The organism is Aquisalimonas asiatica (assembly GCF_900110585.1).
In the GTDB taxonomy this organism is placed as follows: Bacteria; Pseudomonadota; Gammaproteobacteria; order Nitrococcales; family Aquisalimonadaceae; genus Aquisalimonas; species Aquisalimonas asiatica.
In genome coordinates, this window is the sequence record NZ_FOEG01000002.1 from 338,138 (window position 1) to 360,129 (window position 21,992).

At 65.6% G+C, this 21,992-nt stretch carries 22 protein-coding genes and 1 tRNA gene; 1 reads left to right on the plus strand and 22 read right to left on the minus strand.

The features are described 5' to 3' along the window. Position 1 precedes the first annotated feature (1 nt). The 19 genes from nuoK to BMZ02_RS06410 form a co-directional block, all read right to left on the minus strand. A complete protein-coding gene (gene nuoK, locus BMZ02_RS06320; RefSeq protein WP_091641019.1) occupies positions 2 to 307 on the minus strand; it encodes an NADH-quinone oxidoreductase subunit NuoK in 306 nt (101 codons plus the stop codon). 4 nt (positions 308 to 311) lie between these two features. After that, the gene (locus tag BMZ02_RS06325) at positions 312 to 944 is read right to left on the minus strand and encodes an NADH-quinone oxidoreductase subunit J (RefSeq protein ID WP_091641878.1); all 633 of its coding nucleotides are present in this window, start codon (positions 942 to 944) and stop codon (positions 312 to 314) included. A gap of 55 nt (positions 945 to 999) precedes the next feature. Beyond that, positions 1,000 to 1,488, minus strand: a complete 489-nt coding sequence (nuoI, locus tag BMZ02_RS06330) for an NADH-quinone oxidoreductase subunit NuoI (RefSeq protein ID WP_091641022.1) — start codon at positions 1,486 to 1,488, stop codon at positions 1,000 to 1,002. Between the two features lie 12 nt (positions 1,489 to 1,500). Continuing rightward, entirely contained in the window at positions 1,501 to 2,523 is a 1,023-nt protein-coding gene (gene nuoH, locus BMZ02_RS06335) for an NADH-quinone oxidoreductase subunit NuoH (protein WP_091641025.1), read from the minus strand. 120 nt (positions 2,524 to 2,643) lie between these two features. Beyond that, positions 2,644 to 5,049: an NADH-quinone oxidoreductase subunit NuoG gene (gene nuoG, locus BMZ02_RS06340; protein WP_091641027.1), complete on the minus strand. Its 2,406-nt coding sequence runs from the start codon at positions 5,047 to 5,049 to the stop codon at positions 2,644 to 2,646. Further along, positions 5,046 to 6,338 (minus strand): NADH-quinone oxidoreductase subunit NuoF, encoded by a 1,293-nt coding sequence (nuoF, locus tag BMZ02_RS06345; protein ID WP_091641030.1) that lies wholly within the window; start codon positions 6,336 to 6,338, stop codon positions 5,046 to 5,048. Before nuoF ends, nuoG begins: the two co-directional genes overlap by 4 nt. A 3-nt stretch (positions 6,339 to 6,341) precedes the next feature. Then, positions 6,342 to 6,845 (minus strand): NADH-quinone oxidoreductase subunit NuoE family protein, encoded by a 504-nt coding sequence (locus BMZ02_RS06350; RefSeq protein WP_091641032.1) that lies wholly within the window; start codon positions 6,843 to 6,845, stop codon positions 6,342 to 6,344. Next, positions 6,842 to 8,095, minus strand: coding sequence for an NADH-quinone oxidoreductase subunit D (locus BMZ02_RS06355; RefSeq protein ID WP_091641034.1), 1,254 nt, complete (start codon positions 8,093 to 8,095; stop codon positions 6,842 to 6,844). The genes BMZ02_RS06350 and BMZ02_RS06355 overlap by 4 nt, the downstream gene beginning before the upstream one ends. Beyond that, on the minus strand, positions 8,088 to 8,819 hold the full coding sequence (locus BMZ02_RS06360; protein ID WP_091641036.1) for an NADH-quinone oxidoreductase subunit C: 732 nt from the start codon (positions 8,817 to 8,819) through the stop codon (positions 8,088 to 8,090). The genes BMZ02_RS06355 and BMZ02_RS06360 overlap by 8 nt, the downstream gene beginning before the upstream one ends. Positions 8,820 to 8,838: 19 nt before the next feature. Continuing rightward, positions 8,839 to 9,315 carry a NuoB/complex I 20 kDa subunit family protein gene (locus BMZ02_RS06365; protein ID WP_091641038.1) on the minus strand — a complete coding sequence of 159 codons (477 nt, stop codon included), beginning with the start codon at positions 9,313 to 9,315 and terminating at the stop codon, positions 8,839 to 8,841. Beyond that, positions 9,306 to 9,662 carry an NADH-quinone oxidoreductase subunit A gene (locus BMZ02_RS06370; protein ID WP_091641040.1) on the minus strand — a complete coding sequence of 119 codons (357 nt, stop codon included), beginning with the start codon at positions 9,660 to 9,662 and terminating at the stop codon, positions 9,306 to 9,308. Before BMZ02_RS06370 ends, BMZ02_RS06365 begins: the two co-directional genes overlap by 10 nt. Positions 9,663 to 9,843: 181 nt before the next feature. Beyond that, positions 9,844 to 9,928: transfer RNA gene (locus BMZ02_RS06375), tRNA-Leu, on the minus strand. A 107-nt stretch (positions 9,929 to 10,035) separates the two neighbouring features. Beyond that, entirely contained in the window at positions 10,036 to 10,413 is a 378-nt protein-coding gene (secG, locus tag BMZ02_RS06380; RefSeq protein ID WP_091641043.1) for a preprotein translocase subunit SecG, read from the minus strand. A 28-nt stretch (positions 10,414 to 10,441) separates the two neighbouring features. After that, positions 10,442 to 11,191 (minus strand): triose-phosphate isomerase, encoded by a 750-nt coding sequence (gene tpiA / locus BMZ02_RS06385; RefSeq protein ID WP_091641045.1) that lies wholly within the window; start codon positions 11,189 to 11,191, stop codon positions 10,442 to 10,444. 69 nt (positions 11,192 to 11,260) lie between these two features. Then, positions 11,261 to 12,598, minus strand: a complete 1,338-nt coding sequence (gene glmM, locus BMZ02_RS06390) for a phosphoglucosamine mutase (RefSeq protein WP_091641880.1) — start codon at positions 12,596 to 12,598, stop codon at positions 11,261 to 11,263. Positions 12,599 to 12,653: 55 nt separating this feature from the next. Beyond that, positions 12,654 to 13,514: a dihydropteroate synthase gene (gene folP / locus BMZ02_RS06395; RefSeq protein WP_091641048.1), complete on the minus strand. Its 861-nt coding sequence runs from the start codon at positions 13,512 to 13,514 to the stop codon at positions 12,654 to 12,656. A 19-nt stretch (positions 13,515 to 13,533) separates the two neighbouring features. Further along, positions 13,534 to 15,462 carry an ATP-dependent zinc metalloprotease FtsH gene (gene ftsH / locus BMZ02_RS06400; RefSeq protein WP_216110746.1) on the minus strand — a complete coding sequence of 643 codons (1,929 nt, stop codon included), beginning with the start codon at positions 15,460 to 15,462 and terminating at the stop codon, positions 13,534 to 13,536. Positions 15,463 to 15,572: 110 nt separating this feature from the next. Further along, positions 15,573 to 16,193 carry a 23S rRNA (uridine(2552)-2'-O)-methyltransferase RlmE gene (gene rlmE, locus BMZ02_RS06405; RefSeq protein WP_091641054.1) on the minus strand — a complete coding sequence of 207 codons (621 nt, stop codon included), beginning with the start codon at positions 16,191 to 16,193 and terminating at the stop codon, positions 15,573 to 15,575. Then, positions 16,180 to 16,470, minus strand: a complete 291-nt coding sequence (locus BMZ02_RS06410) for a hypothetical protein (RefSeq protein WP_139209155.1) — start codon at positions 16,468 to 16,470, stop codon at positions 16,180 to 16,182. Before BMZ02_RS06410 ends, rlmE begins: the two co-directional genes overlap by 14 nt. Here BMZ02_RS06410 and yhbY point away from each other — a divergent pair. Next, entirely contained in the window at positions 16,469 to 16,771 is a 303-nt protein-coding gene (yhbY, locus tag BMZ02_RS06415; protein WP_091641060.1) for a ribosome assembly RNA-binding protein YhbY, read from the plus strand. The genes BMZ02_RS06410 and yhbY overlap by 2 nt on opposite strands. A gap of 176 nt (positions 16,772 to 16,947) precedes the next feature. Here yhbY and greA read toward each other — a convergent pair whose 3' ends face one another. The 3 genes from greA to carA all read right to left on the minus strand — a co-directional run bounded on the left by greA (position 16,948) and on the right by carA (position 21,860). Continuing rightward, positions 16,948 to 17,427: a transcription elongation factor GreA gene (gene greA, locus BMZ02_RS06420; protein WP_091641062.1), complete on the minus strand. Its 480-nt coding sequence runs from the start codon at positions 17,425 to 17,427 to the stop codon at positions 16,948 to 16,950. Then, the gene (gene carB / locus BMZ02_RS06425) at positions 17,424 to 20,648 is read right to left on the minus strand and encodes a carbamoyl-phosphate synthase large subunit (RefSeq protein WP_091641065.1); all 3,225 of its coding nucleotides are present in this window, start codon (positions 20,646 to 20,648) and stop codon (positions 17,424 to 17,426) included. Before carB ends, greA begins: the two co-directional genes overlap by 4 nt. Positions 20,649 to 20,714: 66 nt before the next feature. Continuing rightward, a complete protein-coding gene (gene carA / locus BMZ02_RS06430) occupies positions 20,715 to 21,860 on the minus strand; it encodes a glutamine-hydrolyzing carbamoyl-phosphate synthase small subunit (RefSeq protein WP_091641067.1) in 1,146 nt (381 codons plus the stop codon). Positions 21,861 to 21,992: the final 132 nt, after the last annotated feature.

Sequence of the window (21,992 nt, forward strand, 5' to 3'; positions counted from 1 at the left end):
ATCAGCCCTTCATGGTGTCCAGATCGGCCACATTGATGGATTCCCTGCTCCGGAACAGGGTCACCAGGATGGCCAGCCCGATCGCGGATTCCGCGGCGGCCACCGTAAGAATGAAGAACACGAACACCTGCCCTGCCAGGTCACCCATGAAGGTGGAGAAGGCAATGAAGTTGAAATTCACCGCCAGCAGGATCAGCTCGATGGACATGAGCAGCACGATGGCATTCTTCCGGTTGAGGAAGATCCCGGCCATGCCCAGCGCGAACAGAATGGCCCCCAGAATCAGAAAGTCCGACAATTCAATCATTGCTTCACCTGTCCGGGTGTTCGTTATCGTTGCGCCCGTCGTCAGCGGCACGCGGGAACTGCGCCTTGCGCAGCCGGTCTTCCTTGCGCACGCGGACCTGCTCGGCCACGTCCTGATGCTTCACGCCGTCCCGCCGCCGCAGCGTCAGCATGATCGACGCGATGATGGCCACCAGCAGGACCACCGCGGCCAGCTCGAACGGGTAGACATAGACGGTGTAGAGCACGCCCCCGAGCATGGAGGTATTGCCGGTATCCTCCGGAATCGGCATGGCCGGCTCCGGCATCTCGCCCGGGCTCATGGCGCCGGTGTTCACCACCAGGATCATCTGCACGACGATGATGGCGGCAATGGGCAGCCCGATGTACAGATGCCGGATGAACCCTTCGCGCAGCCGCGCCAGATTGATGTCCAGCATCATCACCACGAACAGGAACAGCACCATCACCGCGCCCACGTAGACCAGGACCAGCACGATCCCCAGGAACTCGGCACCGGCGATGATCCACAGCACGGCGCTGTTGAAGAACGCCAGCACCAGGAACAGCGCGGCATGCACCGGGTTGCGCGCGGTAATCACCATGGTCGCCGCGAAGATCAGCACCGCGGCGAAAACGTAGAACAGTAGCTTTTCGATCACGCGTTATCGCTCCCAGGAGTCTTGGTTCCGACCGGGCCCGCCGCTGGTGCAATCACCGGAACGGCGCGTCCATGGCACGGTCACGGGCGAGCTGCTCTTCATACTTGTCACCGATGGCCAGGAGCTGGTCCTTGGTGATGATGTTCTCGCCACGCTCTTCCATGTGGTACTCGAAAATGCGCGTCTCGACGATGGAGTCCACCGGACAGGATTCCTCGCAGAAACCACAGTAGATGCACTTGAACAGGTCGATGTCGTAGCGCGTGGTCCGGCGTGTGCCATCCTCGCGCTGCTCGGAGTCGATGGTGATCGCCAGCGCCGGGCAGACCGCCTCGCAGAGTTTGCACGCGATGCAGCGCTCCTCGCCGTTGGGGTACCGGCGCAGCGCATGAAGGCCACGGAAGCGCGGCGACTGGGGCGCACGCTCGTCCGGGTACTGAATGGTCACCTTGCGCGCGAACAGGTTACGCCCGGTGAGCTTCAGCCCCAGGAGCAGTTCCCAGAGCAAGAATGTGCGGAAGAAATCGCGGACTGCAGTCATTGCTACACCCAATCAGTCGAACCAGGGGCCGAAGCCGGTGAGCACCATGGCGGCCAGGACGAACAGCCACACCACCGTGACGGGGATCAGCACCTTCCAGCCCAGCCGCATGATCTGGTCATAACGGTAGCGGGGGAAGGTCGCCCGGAACGCGAGATACAGATACAGGAACAGGGCGATCTTCAGAACGAACCAGACCAGTCCCGGCACCCAGTCGAACATTGGCCCCAGCAGGGGAATGCCCTCGAACGGCGAATACCAGCCACCCATGAACAGGATCACGGCCAGGCCGGAGATCAGGATCATGTTGGCGTACTCGGCCAGGAAGAACACGGCGAAGGCGACGCCGGAGTACTCCACGTGGAAACCGGCCACGATCTCCGACTCGCCCTCGGCCACGTCGAAGGGCGCACGGTTGGTCTCCGCCACGCCCGAGATCCAGTAGACGATGAACAGCGGCAGCAGCGGCAGCCAGAACCAGGCCCAGACCGGGCCCTGCTGCGCCTGCACGATGCCGCTCATGTTCAGGGTACCCGCCGCCATGAGCACGCCCACCAGGGCAAAGCCCATGGCGATCTCGTAGGAGACGATCTGCGCAGCAGAGCGCATGGCGCCGAGCATGGCGTACTTGGAGTTGGACGCCCAGCCGGCGATGATCACGCCGTACACCCCCAGCGAGGTCATGGCGAGAATGTAGAGCAGGCCCGCGTTGATATCCGCCAGCACCATGCCCTCGCCGAAGGGAATCACGGCCCAGGCGGCAAGCGCCGGCATGATGGACAGCAGCGGCGCCACCAGGAACAGGAACCGGTTGGCGTTGGTGGGCAGCAGCACTTCCTTGAACAGCAGCTTGAACACGTCCGCAAACGGCTGCAGCAGGCCGTAGGGGCCAACGCGGTTGGGACCATTGCGCAGCTGAATGTAGCCGATCACCTTGCGCTCGGCATAGGTGAGATACGCCACCGCCAAGATCAGCGGCCCGACGATCAGGCCGATCTTGAACAGGATCCAGAAGACTTCCATCAGTTCTGCCATGGGCTATTCGGTCCCCGTACATAGCCGGGCGCCAGCTCCCGGCCGGCGCCAAGTCAATTCAGCCGCGCCCCGAACCGGAGCCGCTGACTCGCCTTGCTCGTTCTGTTTACCTGCGGTGCTTCAGAGTGCCTCGATGGTCACTGTCCCGAACATCGGCCCCAGTCCGCCGGTTGCTGCCAGCCCCGCGGGCACCCAGACAGTGCCGTCCGGGATTCCCTCGTCGATAACCACGGCGAGTTCGGCAGCGGCATCGCCCTGTCTGACCCGGACACGCTCCGCATCGAGCACGCCGGCCCGCTCGGCCGCCGCACGATTGAGGCGCACGGGCTGCTCCGTGGCATGACGGGTCTGTTGCAGGGATTCCGCCCGGCGCACCAGGGGATCACCGGCGTAGATCGGCACGGCGCCAACACGTGAGAGCCCCTGCCCGACCGACTCCGGCTCCACCGGCGCGCTCCAGGGCACCAGCGTCTCCACCGCGGGCGAACCGCAGATCTGCTCCAGCGCATCGGTCACCGCATCGGGGGCGTCATAATCGAAGCCGTCCAGCTCCAGCACGTTGCCCAGCACACGCAGGACCTTCCATGCCGGCCGCGCCTCCGCGACAGGCTGTGCCACACCCGGGAAGCGCTGCCAGCGACCCTCGGCGTTGACATAGGTCCCGGCAGTCTCCCCGAAGGTGCCCACGGGCAGCAGCACATCCGCGTAGGCCAGCATGGCCTCGGACACGAACGGCGTCAGGCAGACCACGCTACCGGCCTGTTCCAGAGCCGCCCGGGCCGCCGCACCGTCCCAGCAGTCCAGCTCCGGCTCAACCCCCACGAGGAGGTAACCGCGGCGTGGGGCAGCCATCATCGCCGTCACGTCCAGGCCCGTGGCCGTCGCCGCGGTGCCACCGCTGTCCCGATGCGGGACCGCGCCAGCGAGCCACGCACCCGCCTGGTTGGCACCGTCGGTCAACACCCCGAAGCGGCTGCCGGTGATCTCGGCAATCAGGCTGCCGAGCATACGCAGCGCGGCCGCCCGCGGATGTGCCTGGGCCGCATTGCCGACGAACACTGCGCTGCGATCGCCGTCCCGGAGACGGTCCGCGATCCCGCGGTGGGTGTCGTCAACGCTACGGCCGGCCAGCAACGTGTCGAGGCCCTCGGGCGCCGTGCCACCGGTGGCATCGAGCAGAGCCCTGGCCACCGCCGCCAGCTCCGGCACAATCGCGTCGGGGGCGACCACATGTTCCTGGGCGAGGTCGTAGTTGAGGACCTGCGCCCGGAACCCGAGCGACATGACCGCATCACCGCGCAGTGCCACCTTGCGCAGGCGGTGATTGAGCATGGGCTGATCCCAGCGCGGCTCGCCGCCGATGATCAGCGCGGCGTTCAGGCCCTCGACGGCATCCAGCTCGATCCCGAGTGCCGGGAAAACCGGACGGCGGTCCTGGTCGGAGGAGTCCACCTCCCGCAGGCGTGCATCGATGTTCGCCGACCCCAGGCCACGGGTGAGTCGCGCAGCCAGGTACATCTCTTCCAGCGTTGCGTTGGGAGACACCAGGGTGCCCAGCGCCTCGCCCCCGTCGCGGGTGGCAACACCCTTGAGGTGCTCGCCTGCGGCCTCAAGTGCCGTTTCCCAGTCGGTTTCCTGCCAGTTGCCGTCCCGGTCCCGCACCATGGGGACTTCCAGCCGGTCGGTGCTGTAGACCCCCTCGTAGGCGAAGCGGTCGCGGTCGGCGATCCAGCACTCGTTGATCGATTCATTCTCGCGGGGGACGACGCGCTTGATGCGGCCGCGCACGTGATGGATCTGCACGTTCGAGCCGATGCAGTCGTGCGGCGACACCGAGGGGTGGCTGAGCATCTCCCAGGCGCGGGCACTGAAGCGGTACGGCTTGGACGTCAACGCACCCACCGGGCAGAGGTCGATGATGTTGCCGGAGAGCTCGGAGTGCACACCGGCTTCCACGAAGGTGGAGATCTCCGTGTGCTCGCCGCGGCCCATGCCGCCCAGCTCCCGGAACCCCGCGACTTCGTCGAGGAAACGCACGCAGCGGGTGCAGTGGATGCAGCGGGTCATCTCCGTGGAGATGAGCGGGCCGAGATTCTCGTCCTTGACCGCGCGCTTGCGCTCGGTGAAGCGGGACACACCCCGGCCGTAGCCCAGGGCCAGGTCCTGCAGTTCGCACTCGCCGCCCTGGTCGCAGATCGGGCAGTCCAGCGGGTGGTTGATGAGCAGAAACTCCATCACCCCTTTCTGCGCCTTGAGGGCGCGCTCGGAGCGGGTGCTGACCTTCATGCCGTCGGCAACGGGGGTGGCGCACGCCGGCAGGGGCTTGGGCGCCTTCTCCACGTCCACCAGGCACATGCGGCAGTTCGCGGCCACGGACAGCTTGCTGTGGTAGCAGAAACGCGGGACGTGAATGTCCGCCTTGTCTGTTGCCTCGATCAGCATGGAGCCCTTGGGGGCCTCCATTTCGACACCGTCCACCTCGATGGTGACCATGTCCGGGTTGGGTGCTTCAGCCTTGTCCGTCATGCGGCAGCTCCTGCAGCGTCGTCGACCATGGAGCGCTTATGTTCGATGTAGTACTCGAACTCCGGCCGGAAATGCTTGAGGAAACTCTGCACCGGCCAGGCGGCGGCCTCACCGAACGCGCAGATGGTGTGGCCGGCGATCTGACCGGCGGCGGCCTCCAGGAGATCCAGGTCTTCCCAGCGCCCTTCCCCGTTCACGATCCGGCGCAGGACGCGGTACATCCAGCCCGTCCCCTCGCGACACGGCGTGCACTGACCGCAGGACTCGGCGTAGTAGAACCGCGAGATGCGGCAGATGGCCTTGACCATGTCAGTGGTCTCGTCCATCACCATGACACCGCCCGAACCCAGCGCGGACCCGGCCTGGGCCAGGCTGTCGTAGTCCATGTCCAGCCCCAGCATGGTCTCGCCCGGCACCACCGGCATGGACGAGCCACCCGGGATTACGGCCTTGAGCTTGCGACCACCGCGTACACCACCCGCCATCTCCAGCAGGTCCTTGAACGGCGTGCCCAGCGGGATCTCGAAGTTGCCCGGCTTCTCCACGTGGCCCGAGACGCAGAAGATCTTGGTACCGCCGTTGTTCGGCTTGCCGAGGTTCAGGAACCACTCGGCGCCGTTGCGCATCACCGCCGGCACGGAGGCGAGCGTCTCGGTGTTGTTGATGGTGGTCGGCTTGCCGTAGAGACCGAACTGCGCCGGGAACGGCGGCTTGTAGCGCGGCTGCCCCTTCTTGCCCTCCAGCGACTCCATCAGGGCGCTCTCTTCGCCGCAGATGTAGGCGCCGGCGCCGAAGAAGTTGTAGAGGTCGAAGTCGATGCCCGTCCCCTGGATGTTCTTGCCGAGATAGCCCGCCTCGTACGCTTCCTTGAGGGCATGCTCCATGCGCTCGAACGGCTCGTGGTGAAACTCGCCGCGCAGGTAGTTGTACCCGACGGTCGCACCCATGGCGTAGGCGGCAATGGCCATGCCTTCCACAAGCGCGTGCGGGTTGTAGCGCAGGATGTCCCGGTCCTTGCAGGTCCCCGGCTCGGATTCGTCCGAGTTGCACAGCAGGTACTTCTGCACGGGCGCGTTGCGCGGCATGAAGCCCCACTTGATGCCGGGCGGGAAGCCGGCGCCGCCGCGGCCGCGGAGTGACGACTGCTTCACGGTCTCGATGATGTCTTCCTGCGGGGTCTTCTCCCGCAGGATCTTCTCCCACGCCTGGTAGCCCCCGATCTTGCGGTACGTCTCAAGACTCCAGGGCTCGTCGTAGGACAGCGTCTGATAGCAGACCTCGTTGACCATGGGTCACTCCAGATTATCGAGGATTTCGTCCACTTTCTCGGGCGTCAGGTGCGTGTGGTAGTGGCCGTCCACCACCATCATCGGACCGGCGCTGCACCCCGCCAGGCACTCCTCCTCGACCTTGAGGGTGATGCGGTTGTCCGGGGTGGTCTCGCCCATCTTCACGCCCAGGCGCTTCTCGCAGTGGGCGACGATCTCGTCGGAGCCCATGAGCATGCAGGCGATGTTGGTGCACACGTTGACCTTGTGCCGGCCCACGGGCTCGGTGTCGAACATGCTGTAGAACGTGGCCACCTCGTAGACGGCAACCGGCGGCATGCCGATGTGCTCGGCGACGGCGTCCATCAACTCGGGGGTGAGGTAACCACCGTTGCCGTCCTGGGCGACGTGAAGCGCCGGAATCACGGCCGAGCGTTTTCCCTCCTCGGGAAACTTGCTCAGCCAGTGGTCAATCTGTTCGCGCTGCTCGGGCGTGAGTACCCGTTCGCTAAGGCGTTGCTCGCTCACCGGTCGATCTCCCCGAAAACGATATCCTGCGTCCCGATCAGGGTCACCACGTCCGCCAGCATGTGCCCCCTGGCCATTTCGTCCATGGCCGCGAGGTGGGCAAACCCGGGCGCACGCACTTTCACACGGTACGGCTTGTTGGCGCCGTCGGAGACCATGTACACGCCGAATTCGCCCTTGGGCGCCTCCACCGCGGCATACGCCTCCCCGGCGGGCACGCAGTAGCCTTCCGTGAACAACTTGAAGTGGTGGATCAGGGACTCCATGTCGTCCTTCATTTCCTCACGGGTCGGCGGCACGATCTTGTGATCGTCGAGCATCACCGGCCCCGGGTTCTGCCGCAGCCAGCTCACGCACTGCTTGATGATCCGCACCGACTGTCGCATCTCCTCGACCCGCACCAGGTAGCGATCGTAGCAGTCGCCGTTGGTGCCGATGGGCACGTCGAAGTCCAGCTCGTCGTAGACTTCGTAGGGCTGGGTCTTGCGCAGGTCCCACTCCACACCCGAGCCGCGCAGCATGGGCCCGGTGAAGCCGAGCTCCAGCGCCCGCTCCGCGGACACCTGGCCGATTCCCACCAGGCGCTGCTTCCAGATCCGGTTGTCGGTGAGCAGCGTCTCGTATTCGTCGATGGCGGTCGGGAAGCGCTCGCAAAACTGCTCGATGAAGTCGAGCATGGACCCCTGACGGTCCTTGTTGAGCCACTCCAGGTCCTTCTCGCTGCGGAAGCGGGACGGTTCGTACTGCGGCATGCGCTCGGGCAGATCGCGGTAGACACCGCCGGGCCGGTAGTAGGTGGCGTGCATGCGCGTGCCGGAGACCGCCTCGTAGAGATCCATCAGGAACTCGCGCTCGCGGAAGCAGTACAGGAAGACGGTCATGGCGCCGACGTCCAGACCGTGCGCGCCGAGCCACATGAGGTGGTTCAGGATGCGGGTGATCTCGTCGAACATCACACGGATGTACTGGGCCCGCCGCGGCGGTGTCACACCGAGAAGCTTCTCGATGGACATGACGTAGCCGTGTTCATTGCACATCATGGACACGTAGTCGAGGCGGTCCATGTAGCCGATGCTCTGGTTGTACGGCTTGCTCTCGGCGAGTTTCTCGGTGGCGCGATGCAACAGGCCGATATGCGGGTCCGCCCGCCGGATCACCTCGCCCTCCATCTCCAGCACCATGCGCAGCACCCCGTGCGCGGCCGGGTGCTGGGGACCGAAGTTCATCGTGTAGGACCGGATATCAGCCATTGGAAGCGCTCTCCTCCGCGGCGTCGGGGTCGGCGTAGCGGTTGTCGTCGCGGATCACCCGGGGGACCAGCACGCGCGGCTCGATCGTGACCGGCTGGTAGACGACACGGCCCTTCTCCTCGTTGTAACGCACTTCCACGTTGCCGATGAGCGGGAAATCCTTGCGGAAGGGGTGACCGACGAACCCGTAGTCGGTCAGGATACGGCGCAGGTCGGGGTGGCCGTCGAATACGATGCCGTAGAGGTCGAAGGCCTCGCGCTCGAACCAGTTGGCGCCGGCCCAGATACCCACGACGGAGTCGACCATCGGGAAATCGTCATCAGTGCAATAGATGCGCACGCGCAGCCGCAGGTTGCGGCTGACGGACAGCAGGTGATAGACCACGGCGAAGCGGCGTCCGGTGTTGCTGGTCACCGGATCCAGGCCATAGATGCCCGTCAGCCCCAGACGCGCGAACGTATTCCCGCGCACGCCCCGGGAGAAGCCCGCCCCGGACGCCTGCTCGGTGATCCACTCGTCCTGCCCCCATGCGGCGTAGTCGACGCCACAGAGGTCGGTGAGCTGCTCGAACCGGAACGTGTCACGCAGCGTCTTCATGGTGGCGAACAGCGCATCCTGATGCACTTCCAGGACGGTCTCGCCGAGCCGTTCACGGTAGTCAACCTGTGCCTCGGGGAACGATTCCCGGAGGCTGTCTGCCAATGCTTTGTGCGCGTCGGCCATGGCCTGTGTTCCCTGCTAGCTAACGGGCGATCGTGTTGGTGCGGCGAATCTTGTTCTGGAGCTGCACCACACCATAGAGCAGCGCTTCCGCCGTGGGCGGACAGCCTGGCACGTAGATGTCCACCGGGACGATACGGTCGCAGCCGCGCACCACCGAATACGAGTAATGGTAGTAGCCGCCGCCGTTGGCGCAGGAGCCCATGGAGATGACCCACTTGGGATCGGACATCTGGTCGTACACCTTCCGCAGCGCCGGCGCCATCTTGTTGCACAGCGTACCGGCCACGATCATGACGTCGGACTGCCGGGGGCTCGGCCGGAAGATGATGCCGAGGCGGTCCATGTCATACCGGGCCGCACCGCAGTGCATCATCTCCACGGCACAACAGGCCAGACCGAACGTCATCGGCCACATGGAGCCGGTGCGCGCCCAGTTGATGAGCTTGTCCGCCGACGTGGTGACGAACCCTTTCTCGAGAACGCCTTCTACTCCCATTCCAGCGCCCCCTTCTTCCACTCGTAGAGAAAACCGATCAGGAGAATGAACAGGAAAAGCCCCATCGCCGCGAAACCGAACAGCCCGATGTCTTCAAGGACAATGGCCCACGGAAACAGGAACGCGATTTCCAGGTCAAAAATGATGAACAGAATGGCCACGAGGTAGTACCGCACATCGAATTTCATGCGCGTATCCTCGAATGCCTCGAAGCCACATTCGTAAGGAGAGAGCTTTTCGTCGTTCGGACGCCGGGGCCCGAGCACGAAGCCGGCCACGATCAGTACTGCGCCGAGACCCAGCCCTACGATAATGAACAGAAGAATCGGTAGATATTCTGCAAGCATCAGCCGGATCCCTCGCACGCCCGGATATTGGTCAGAGGAGTGCGCGCAACCGTGCGCAAACCACCGCGGATTCGGATTCCGCGCGCAGTGTAGAGCAGCCTCCCAAGACTGTCAAATCCCAACTTATTGATTATAAAGGAAAAACGAGAACAGGCCCGGCAAAGCCGAGCCGATCGGTAGATGGTGCGGATGGCCGGACTCGAACCGGCACGGCTTGCGCCACTGCCCCCTCAAGACAGCGTGTCTACCAGTTCCACCACATCCGCAAGCAGGAACGGAATCCTATCAGACTCCTTCGTCGGGACCAAGCCTGTTGCGTCGCAACGCGACGGCATTGTGAACGTGCGCACACTCCCCGTGAGCACGCCAGGCATCACTCTTCCGGCGGTACGGCCGGGCCGTCGTCCGGCGCCTCTGGCCCCTCGTCGTCAGCCTCCGGGCCTTCGTCCTCCTCAACCGGCTCCTCCACCGGAGCAGTCGGCTCCTCCCCCGCCCGATCAAGCACGCTGCCCGGCCCGGCATCCCGGGAAGCAAACATGGCCAGCGTCAGGCTGGTGATGAAGAACCCGGCCGCCAGCATTGCGGTGATCCGCGACAGGAACGTCGCCGAGCCCCGCGCACCGAAGACCGTGCTGGACGCGCCACTGCCGAACGCGGCACCGGCGTCGGCACCCTTGCCATGCTGCAACAACACCAGCACCACCAGCGCGATGGCAATGACGACGTGGAAGATCAGTACAATCTGTGCCATGCAGGCCTCTTGCTACGTACCGCGCGACTCAGACAGCGCGCGCGATAATATTGATGAAATCATCCGCCTTGAGCGACGCTCCACCCACCAGGGCACCGTCAATATCGGCCATGGCGAACAGCTCCGCGGCGGTCTCCGGTTTCACGCTGCCCCCGTAGAGAATGCGCACCTGCGTCGCGGCGGCGCCGTGGACCGCCAGGCGGGCCCGGATGAACGCATGGGCAGACTGGGCCTGCTCCGGCGTTGCCGTCCGCCCGGTGCCAATGGCCCAGACCGGTTCATAGGCCACGACGCCGCGGGTCAGCGCCTCGCCGTCAACGTGCTCGGCCACGGCGTCGATCTGCGCCGCCAGCACCGCTTCCGTATCACCGCTCTCCCGCTGCTCGAGCGTCTCGCCGACGCACAGCAGGGGCGTCACCCCGTGACGGATGGCGGCAGCAAAGCGCGCCGCGACCAGCGCGTCCGACTCGCCGTAATGGAGACGCCGCTCGGAATGCCCCACCAGGGCGTGGGCGCAGCCAAGGTCGGTGAGCATATCAGCAGCGATCTCGCCGGTATAGGCACCCTGATCCTGGTCCGCGACGTTCTGCGCCCCCACCCCGATGCCCGTCCCCTCGGCCAGACGCACCGCGTCAGGGATGTAGACGGCCGGCGGCAGCACCAGCACGTCGGCGCCCCGGTTGTCGCCCAACCCATCCCGGACGGCCGTCATCAACGCACGGACGGTTGCCCGGGTTCCATGCATCTTCCAGTTGCCGGCAACGAGTGGTCGCCTCATGGGGTCGCCTCCAAGCGACTGAAAAACAGCCGCGAATCATAGCCGAATGACGGGGTGCTTGTCACGATTTCACGCCAGCGCGCGCTCAACCGCCTCGGCGAGCTGCCGGCTGTAGCGCTCCACCAGTTGCCGATCCTGCCCCTCCACCATGACGCGGATCACGGGTTCGGTTCCGGAGGGCCTCAACAGGACCCGTCCCTGCCCGTCCAGCTCACGCTCGACGGCGGCGACGTCGTTTTCCAGCACGGTCAGATCGTCCGCCCTGGCCCGGCGGGCCACCGGGACATTGATCATGTGCTGGGGGTACTTGGTCATGCCGCCACGCAGCGCGTCGAGCGAGGTCTCCGTGCGCACCATGTACTCGAGCACCTGCAGGGCGGAGACAATGCCGTCGCCGGTGGTGGTGCGATCCAGACAGACCACGTGGCCCGAGGACTCCCCCCCGAGCATGCCACCCTCCTGGCGCAGCAACTCCAGCACGTACCGATCGCCCACCCTGGCACGACGGAAACCGATCCCGGCATCCGCCAGCGCATGCTCCAGCCCGAGATTGCTCATGAGCGTCCCGACCACCGGTCCGTGGAGCTTGCCCGTGGCGCGGCGCGCACTGGCGATGATGTAGAGAATCTCGTCACCGTCCACGATGTTGCCGGCCGCATCCACCATGATCAGACGGTCACCGTCACCGTCGAAGGCGATGCCGGCGTCGGCGCGGTGCTCCCGCACGGCCTGCTGGAGACCGGCAGGGCTGGTGGAGCCACACTCCACGTTGATGTTGAGGCCATCCGGGCGGTCCCCCAGGGTGACCACCTCCGCCCCGAGCTCCCGGAACACCTCCGGGCCCACGTGGTAGGTGGCCCCGTTGGCACAGTCCACCACCAGCTTGAGCCCGCTCAGGCGGACGTCGCGCCCCACGGTACTCTTGCAGAATTCGATGTAGCGCCCCGGCGCGTCCGCGAGACGGGTCACCTTGCCCAGCTCCGAGGAGGCGACGGTTGTCAGCGTGGCGTCCATCTCCGCCTCGATGGCGGCCTCCGCCGCGTCGTCGAGCTTTTCGCCGTCGTGGGAGAAGAACTTGATGCCATTGTCTTCATGAGGATTGTGGGACGCGCTGATGACAATGCCGGCACCGGCACGCAGGGTATTGGTGAGATAGGCGATCGCCGGCGTCGGCATGGGGCCGAGCAACCGGATGTCGGCCCCGGCGGCGGAGAGCCCCGCTTCCAGGGCGGATTCGAACATGTACCCGGAGATACGGGTGTCCTTGCCGATCAGCACCAGGCGGCGGTCGCGCCGCGACAGGACCCGCCCCAGCGACCAGCCCAGTTTCAGAACGAAATCCGGGGTAATGGGGTGCTCACCAACCCGGCCACGGATGCCGTCGGTGCCGAAGTATTTACGTGTCATGTCCGTCTCGTCCTGCAGGGCGGCCCGGCGGGGCCCGGCCACCACGTGGATTGACTCAGGATAGCAGAGCGTCGGGGTTCCGGGCTGCCGCGACCACGGCCATGGCGTCCACGGTCGCGGCCACGTCGTGCACCCGGATCAGGGCGGCACCATGCCACGCGGCCAGCGTGGCTGCCGCGGTACCGGCGTGGAGCCGCTGATTCACGGGGCGGTCGAGCAGTTTTCCGAGCATGGATTTCCGGGACATGCCCACCAGCACGGGCGCGCCGAGATCGCGGAAACGGGCCAGTTCGCCGAGCAACCGGTAATTCTGCGCCAGGGTCTTGCCGAAACCGAACCCCGGGTCCACCACCAGACGCTCTCCGGGTATGCCGGCAGCGGCGCAGGCCGTGAGGCGCTGGTCAAGGAAGCGGTAGACCTCCTCGACGACGTTGTCGTAGACGGGATTCTGCTGCATGGTCCGGGGCTCACCCTGCATGTGCATGATGCACACGGGCAGGCCGGTCGCAGCGGCCGCCTCGAGCGCCCCCTCCCCACGCAGCCCGAAGACGTCGTTGATCATACCCGCCCCCGCTTCAGCGGCGGCTGCCATGACCTCGGGCTTGGACGTGTCCACGGACACGGGGACGTCGAGTTCCTCGCCGAGCACCTGCAGCACCGGCAGAACCCGGTGAAGCTCTTCCTCCAGGGAAACCCCCTCGGACCCGGGCCGCGTTGACTCGCCACCGATGTCGATGATGTCGGCCCCTTCGGCCACCAGGCGGCGCGCCTGGGTCAGGGCGTCTTCCGGGGTCAGGTACCGGCCGCCATCGGAGAAGGAGTCCGGCGTGATGTTGACCACGCCCATGACCCGCGGCCGGTCCAGCACCAGCGACCGGCCGCCGCAGTCCAGGACAGGCGCCTCGGCACTCGCCATACCCCTGCCTCCGGCGGGCTCAGTGCTCACCCGCCGGCGAGCCGATCCGGCCGTCGTCCGAATCGTCACGCCCGGAGGCGGGCTCCGCGTCCGGGCCGCCGGACGACGAGCCACCCTGCTGGTCATCACTCCACCCGCGCGGCGGGCCGACGGGGCGTCCGTTCATGATGTCGTCGATCTGCGCCTTGTCGATGGTCTCGTACTTCATCAGGGCGTCGGACATGGTGTGCAGCTTGTCCATGTGATCCAGCAGGATCTGTTTCGCCTTGTTGTAGTTGGAGTCGATGATGGAGCGGATCTCTTCATCGATGGCGTGGGCTGTCTCGTCGGAGACCTGCTTCTGTTTCTGCATGGCCTGCCCGATGAAGACCTCGCCGTCGTCCTCGTTGTAAGCAAGCGGCCCCATGCGCTCCGACAGCCCCCACTTGGTGACCATGTTGCGGGCGATCTGCGTGGCCCGCTCGATGTCGTTGGAGGCGCCGGTGGTAACACGCTCGGAGCCGAAGATCAGATCCTCGGCAATACGACCGCCGAACAGCGAGGTGATCATGCTGTTCAGCCGCTGCTTGGAGTAGCTGGTGCGGTCCTCCTCCGGCAGGAACATGGTCACGCCCAGGGCACGGCCACGGGGAATGATGGTGACCTTGTGCACCGGATCGTGCTCCGGGGTCACCAGCCCGACGATGGCATGTCCCGCCTCGTGGTAGGCGGTGAGCTTCTTGTCGTCCTCGCTCATGACCATTGAGCGGCGCTCGGCGCCCATCATGATCTTGTCCTTGGCCCTCTCGAAGTCCTCCATGTCCACTTCGCGCTTGTTGCCGCGCGCAGCGAACAGGGCGGCCTCGTTGGCCAGGTTGGCGAGGTCCGCGCCGGAGAAGCCGGGTGTACCGCGGGCCAGGATGAACGGATCCACGTCGCGGGTGAGCGGCAACTTGCTCATGTGCACCTTGAGGATCTGCTCGCGCCCGCGCACGTCCGGCAGCGGCACGGTGACCTGGCGGTCGAAGCGGCCCGGCCGCAGCAGGGCCGGATCCAGCACGTCCGGACGGTTGGTGGCGGCGATGACGATCACGCCCTCGCTGCCCTCGAACCCGTCCATCTCCACCAGCAGCTGGTTCAGGGTCTGTTCACGCTCGTCGTGACCACCGCCCATGCCGGCGCCACGCTGGCGGCCCACGGCGTCGATCTCGTCGATGAAGATGATGCACGGTGCGTGCTTCTTCGCCTGGGAGAACATGTCGCGCACACGGGATGCCCCCACGCCCACGAACATCTCGACGAAGTCGGACCCGGAGATGCTGAAGAACGGCACCTTCGCCTCACCGGCAATCGCACGTGCCAGCAACGTCTTGCCGGTCCCCGGCGAGCCGACCATCAGCACGCCGCGGGGGATCTTGCCGCCTAGACGCTGAAACTTGGACGGGTCACGCAGGAAGTCGACCAGCTCGCCGACCTCCTCCTTCGCCTCTTCCACACCGGCGACGTCGTTGAAGGTGACCTTGACCTGCTCCTCGGTCATGAGCTTCGCCTTGCTCTTGCCGAAGGACATGGCGCCACGGCCGCCGCCGCCACCCTGCATCTGTCGCATGAAGTAGATCCACACGGCGATGAGCAGCAGGAACGGCGTCCACGAGATGAGGATCTGCAGCAGCATGCTGCGTCCTTCCGCCTCCTCACCGTCGATTTCCACACCGTGATCCAGCAGTGTGCCGATCAGCGCGCGATTATCGCTTTCGGGACTGTAGGTCCTGAACTGATCACCGCCCGTGGTGGTCCCGGTGATCTCCTGACCCCGGATGGTCACATCGCGCACGCCATCCCGCTCGACCTGGGCGAGGAAGTCGGAGTACGTGACTTTGTTCGTGGTCGTGGTCCGTTCCTGGAAATTACTGAACACGGACATCAACACGACCGCGATGATGACCCAGAGAATCAGGTTCTTGGCCATGTCGTTCAAGGCGTGGCACCTCGGCTGTTGCGCTCCCCCCGCGCATGCGGTGTTCGGGCAGGAGCCTTGGGGTAAACGGATGCTGCTCGGAAGCTGTCGCTGGAACAGTACTACAGGCGCGATTCCCGGGCCAACAAGTACACTTCCCGGCTCCGGTCGCGCGAGGCGCTGGGTTTGCGCGTCATGACACGGCCAAAGCCGCCGCGCAGCTCTTTCAGGTAGGCATCGAAACCTTCTCCCTGAAATGTCTTGACCAGAAAATCGCCGCCAGGTTTCAAATGCCCCCTGGCAAACTCCAGGGCCAGCTCCGCCAGATGCATGGCCCGCGGCTGATCCACTGCGTTCATACCACTAAGATTGGGGGCCATGTCGGACATTACAAGGTCCACCGGACCATCGCCGACGGCCTCCTGCAGCACGGCCAGCCCCTCGTCGGTGGTGAAGTCCGCCTGCAACACGATGACATCGCGCAGGGCGTCCATGGGCAGAATGTCCAGCGCCACGGCCTTGCCATTGCCGTCCAGGATCTCGCCGGCCACCTGTGACCAGCCGCCTGGTGCCGCGCCCAGGTCGACCACGCGCATACCGGGGCGGATGATGCGGTCCTTTTCCTGGATTTCCAGCAACTTGAATGCCGCCCGCGAGCGATACCCCTGCTTCTGCGCCGCCTTGACCCAGTTGTCGCCAAAGTGCTCCTGCAGCCAGCGGCTGCTGCTCTTACTCCGACTCATCGACCGCCTCCCGGGCCTCCCGGCGGATGCGTCGCACCGCCCGCTGCGTGCGCCAGACCAGCCAGCCGCAGGCCAGCAGCGAACCTGACAGCAATACGATGACCTCTCCCGACCGGGACAGCTCCGCCACGGCCACGACGAACCACAGGCACGCCAGCAGCAGCAGAACCACGGCCAGGTCCATCTTCACGCCGGGAAGGAGAATACGGTGAGCCGGCTGCTCGCCCCGTGCTAGACTCCCGTCCCGATTTTCGGCTTCCTTGGACTGATCAGGCATGACACAGCTGAACGAACAACAGAAACGCCACCTGCGGCGGCTGGGCCACCAGCTCAAGCCGGTGGTGCGTATGGGCGGGGCCGGCCTGACCCCCAACGTGCTGCACGAGATCGATCAGGCGCTGGACGCCCACGAACTGATCAAGGTCAAGATCGCGGCCGACGATCGCGCCGGCCGCAAACAGTTCATCGACACCATCTGCAGCGACATGGACGCCGAACTCGTCCAGGCCATGGGCAACGTCGCGCTGCTGTTCCGGCGCTCACGCATCGAGAAGAAGCAGCGCATCGCATTACCGTAGCAACCCGCCCATTGCCGCATTGTCGCAGAGGAACCTTCACGCGACCGCATTATTCGTAGGGCGGACCTTCAGGTCCGCCGTAACCGGACAGGCCGGCCTGGTGGCCAACCCGCGGCAGAAACGGTGGACCTGAAGGTCCACCCTACGGGTCGCCGGGAGCGCGGCGCAGGAGCGGCTCAGCCCTCGTAGCGCACCTTCACGATTTCCAGCTCCCGGGTGCCGCCCGGCGCCTCCACGGCGGCGATATCGCCCTCGTCCTTGCCGATCAGCGCCCGGGCGAAGGGCGACTGCACCGACAGCAGCCCCTGTTTGATATCGGCCTCGTCCTCGCCGACGATCCGATAGGTCAGCTGGTCCTCGGTATCCACGTCCACCAGCTCCACGGTGGCGCCGAAGATCACCCGCCCGTTGTTGGGCATGGTGGTCACGTCGATGATCTGGGCGTTGGAGAGCTTGCCCTCGATGTCCTTGATGCGCCCCTCGACAAAGCTCTGCTGCTCGCGCGCGGCGTGGTACTCGGCGTTCTCCTTCAGATCACCGTGTTCGCGCGCCTCGGCGATGGCTTCGATGATGCGCGGACGCTCCTCGTACTTGAGGTGATTCAGTTCCTCGCGCAGCTTCTCGGCACCACGGGCAGTCAGGGGTACCTTGCTCATACAGTGGCCTCCTTGTGGAGCGTCTGCAGCCGGTTGACGTCTTCCAGGTCCAGCTGTTCCATGGCCAGCACCGTGGCACGGGCGCCGGCAATGGTGGTCGTGTAACTCACTTTGTGTTGCAGGGCCTCGCGCCGGATCGAGTAGGAATCCGCGATGGCCTGCCGCCCTTCCGTGGTGTTGATGATCAGGTCGATCTCGTCGTTCTTGATCGCGTCGACGATGTGCGGCCGACCCTCGCGCACCTTGTTGACCGTCTCGCAGGCAACACCCGCCTCATTGAGCCATGCCGCGGTACCGCTGGTCCCCACCAGGGTGAAACCCAGGTCGCGCAGGCCGCGGCCCACGTCCAGGGCAATGGCCTTGTCCGCGTCCCGCACACTGATGAAGACCCTGCCCGCCCGGGGCAGGTTCACACCGGCGGCCAGCTGCGACTTGGCATAGGCCGCACCGAAGTTGTGGCCGATCCCCATGACTTCGCCGGTGGACTTCATCTCCGGGCCGAGAATCGGATCGACGCCCGGGAACTTGATGAACGGGAACACCGATTCCTTCACGGAGTAGAACGTCGGCACCACCTCGCGGGTGAGGCCCTGCTGTTCCAGGGTGACCCCCACCATGCAGCGCGCCGCCACCTTGGCCAGCGGGATGCCGGTGGCCTTGGAGACGAACGGTGCCGTCCGCGCGGCCCTGGGGTTTACCTCCAGAATATAGATGGCGTCGCCCTTGATGGCGAACTGCGCGTTCATCAGCCCCACCACGTTGAGCCCGCGTGCCAGCTGACGGACCTGATCCCGCAGGCGATCCTGGGTGGCCTGGGAGAGCGTGTAGGGCGGCAGTGAGCAGGCGGAGTCGCCGGAGTGCACGCCGGCCTGCTCGATGTGTTCCATGATGCCGCCGATCAGCACGTTCTCGCCGTCGGAAACCGCATCGATATCCACTTCCACGGCGTCGTCCAGGAAGCGGTCCAGCAGCACCGGCGAGTTGTGGGAGACCTTCACCGCCGCGGTCATGTACTGCTCCAGCTCCTCCGGGCCGTACACGATCTCCATGGCGCGGCCACCGAGCACGTAGGAGGGCCGCACCACCAGCGGGTAGCCGATCTCGGCGGCGAGATCGAACGCCTCCTGCGGCGTGCGCGCCAGGCGGTTCGGCGGCTGCTGGATGCCAAGCTTCTGGATCAGCTGCTGGAAGCGCTCGCGATCCTCTGCCAGATCGATGGAGTCCGGCGCCGTGCCGATGATGGGCGCGCCGGCCGCCTCCAGGTCACGCGCCAGCTTCAGCGGCGTCTGGCCGCCGTACTGGATGATCACGCCCTCGGGCTTCTCGGTGTTGATCACCTCCAGCACGTCTTCCAGCGTGAGCGGCTCGAAGTAGAGCCGGTCGGAGGTGTCGTAGTCGGTGGAGACCGTCTCCGGGTTGCAGTTGACCATGATGGTCTCGTAGCCGTCGTCGCGCATGGCGAAGGCGGCGTGGACACAGCAGTAGTCGAACTCGATCCCCTGGCCGATGCGGTTGGGGCCGCCACCGAGCACCATGATCTTCTTGCGGTCCGACGGCTCGGACTCGCACTCCTCCTCGTAACAGGAGTACATGTACGCCGTGGCGGTGGCGAACTCGGCGGCGCAGGAGTCCACGCGCTTGTAGGCAGGCCGCACGTTGAGTTCATACCGCCGGTTGCGGATGTCCGCCTCGCTCACCCCCACCAGCTCGGCGATGCGGCTGTCGGAGAAGCCGCGCCGCTTCAGCGCGAACAGGGTGTCGAAATCCAGCGCTTCGAAGCCCGCCGCCCGGGCGACGGTCTCGCCGTGGATGATGTCTTCCATCTGCGCCAGGAACCACGGGTCGATGGACGTGAGCTCGTAGACCTCCTGCACCGTGAACCCGGCCCGGAAGGCATCGCCCACGTAGAAGATCCGCTCGGGACGCGGCTTCTTGAGCTCGTGGCGCAGCCGCGTGGCCACGTCCTCGCCGTCCGGCTCGATGACCAGGGGCGACAGCCCGTCGACACCGGTCTCGAGACTGCGCAGCGCCTTCTGGAACGACTCCTGGAACGTCCGGCCGATGGACATGGCCTCGCCCACGGATTTCATCTGCGTGGTCAGGCTCGGCTCCGCCTGGGGGAACTTCTCGAAGGTGAACCGCGGCGCCTTGGTGACCACGTAGTCGATGCTCGGCTCGAACGAGGCCGGGGTGGCACCGCCGGTGATTTCGTTGCGCAGCTCGTCCAGGGTGTAACCCACGGCCAGCTTGGCAGCCACCTTGGCGATGGGGAAGCCGGTGGCCTTGGAGGCCAGTGCCGAGGAGCGGGACACGCGCGGGTTCATCTCGATGACCACCAGCCGGCCATCATCGGGGTTGATGGCGAACTGGACGTTGGAGCCGCCGGTCTCCACGCCGATCTCGCGCAGCACGTCCAGGGACGCGTTGCGCATGATCTGGTATTCCTTGTCCGTGAGCGTCTGCGACGGCGCCACGGTGATGGAGTCGCCGGTGTGCACGCCCATGGGATCCAGGTTCTCGATGGAGCACACGATGATGCAGTTGTCCGCCTTGTCGCGGACCACCTCCATCTCGAACTCCTTCCAGCCGAGGATGGACTCCTCGATCAGCAGCTCGTTGGTGGGCGACAGATCGAGCCCGCCCTCGCAGATGGTCACGAACTCCTCGCGGTTGTAGGCGATGCCGCCACCGGAGCCGCCGAGAGTGAACGACGGCCGGATGATGGTGGGAAAGCCGATGCGCGACTGGATGTCCATGGCCTCTTCCATGGAGTGCGCTACCTCGGCGCGTGGTGTGGCCAGATTGATGCGCGCCATGGCCTCCCGGAACCGGTCGCGGTCCTCGGCCATGTCGATGGCGTCCTTGGTGGCACCGATCATCTCCACACCGAAGCGCTCCAGCACCCCGTGACGGTCCAGGTCGAGGGCACAGTTCAGCGCCGTCTGGCCGCCCATGGTGGGCAGCACGGCATCCGGTTTTTCCTGCTCGATGATGCGCGAGACCACGCTCCACTGGATCGGCTCGATGTAGATGGCATCGGCCGTTTCCGGGTCGGTCATGATGGTGGCCGGGTTGGAGTTCACCAGGATGACGCGGTAGCCCTCTTCGCGCAGGGCCTTGCAGGCCTGAACGCCGGAGTAGTCGAACTCGCACGCCTGGCCGATCACGATCGGACCGGCGCCAATGATCAGAATGCTCTGGATGTCGGTACGCTTGGGCATGATTTCCTGCTCGTCTCTCGCGGTGCGCGTTGGGTGGCGCAGCCGGCACGGGGCCGGCGATGCGGTTCAGGCGCGGTAGTCCCGGATCAGTTCGACAAAGTGCGCGAACAGCGGGCGCACGTCGTGGGGGCCGGGGCTGGCTTCGGGGTGGCCCTGAAAACTGAATGCCGGCCGGTCGGTACGGTGAATCCCCTGCAGCGAGCCGTCGAACAGCGACCGCTGGGTCGGGCGCACGTTGGCCGGCAGGGAGGCCTCGTCCACGGCGAACCCGTGGTTCTGGCTGGAGATCATCACCCGGCCGGAGTCGAGATCCTGCACCGGATGGTTGGCCCCGTGGTGGCCGAATTTCATCTTCACCGAACGCGCACCGCTGGCCAGCCCCAGGAGCTGATGCCCCAGGCAGATGCCAAAGCTCGGCACACCGGCATCCACCAGGGTGCGGATCGCCTCGATGGCGTAATCACAGGGCTCCGGATCGCCGGGGCCGTTGGAGAAGAAGACGCCGTCCGGGTCCATGGCCTGCACCTCGGCCGCCGGGGTCTTCGCCGGCACGACCGTCACCCGGCAGCCGTGGTCCACCAGCATGCGCAGGATGTTCTGCTTGATGCCGTAGTCGTAGGCCACCACGTGCCAGGGCAGGTCGGCATCGGCCCGTTCACCGGCATCGGCGCGGCCCAGGTCAAGGTTCCATGAGCCCTTGCGCCATTCGTAGATGGTGTCGGTGGAGGCGCTCTGCGCCAGATCCATGCCCTTGAGGCCGGGGAAGTCCTTCGCCGCCTGGATGGCGGCATCCGGGTCGACCGTGTCGCCGGCCATGATGCAGCCGTCCTGCGCCCCCTTCTCCCGCAGCAGGCGGGTCAGGCGCCGGGTATCGATGCCGGCGATGGCGACGACACCGCGACTGGCCAGGTACTCGCCCAGATCCTCGGCGTTGCGCCAGCTGCTGGAGCGCAGGGGCAGGTCGCGAATGATCAGGCCGGCGAGCTGCGGGCCATCCGCCTCCTCGTCCACCGGGTTGGTGCCGGTATTGCCCACGTGCGGATAGGTGAGTGTCACCAGCTGCCGGCTGTAGGACGGGTCCGTGCAGATCTCCTGGTAGCCGGTCATGGCGGTGTTGAACACCACCTCACCGGCACTGAGTCCGTCGGCACCAATGGACTCCCCCCGGAACAGGGTTCCGTCTTCCAGCGCAAGAATAGCCGGCTTACTCAACTGCCCCTCTCCTTACATCGTGTTGATCGTGGGGGGCCGCAGGCCGTTGGCTTGCCGCCCGGATCAGGCAGGCACTCGCAAAAACGGGAGGAATCATCGAATGACTCCTCCCGCTTCGACACACCAAGTCGC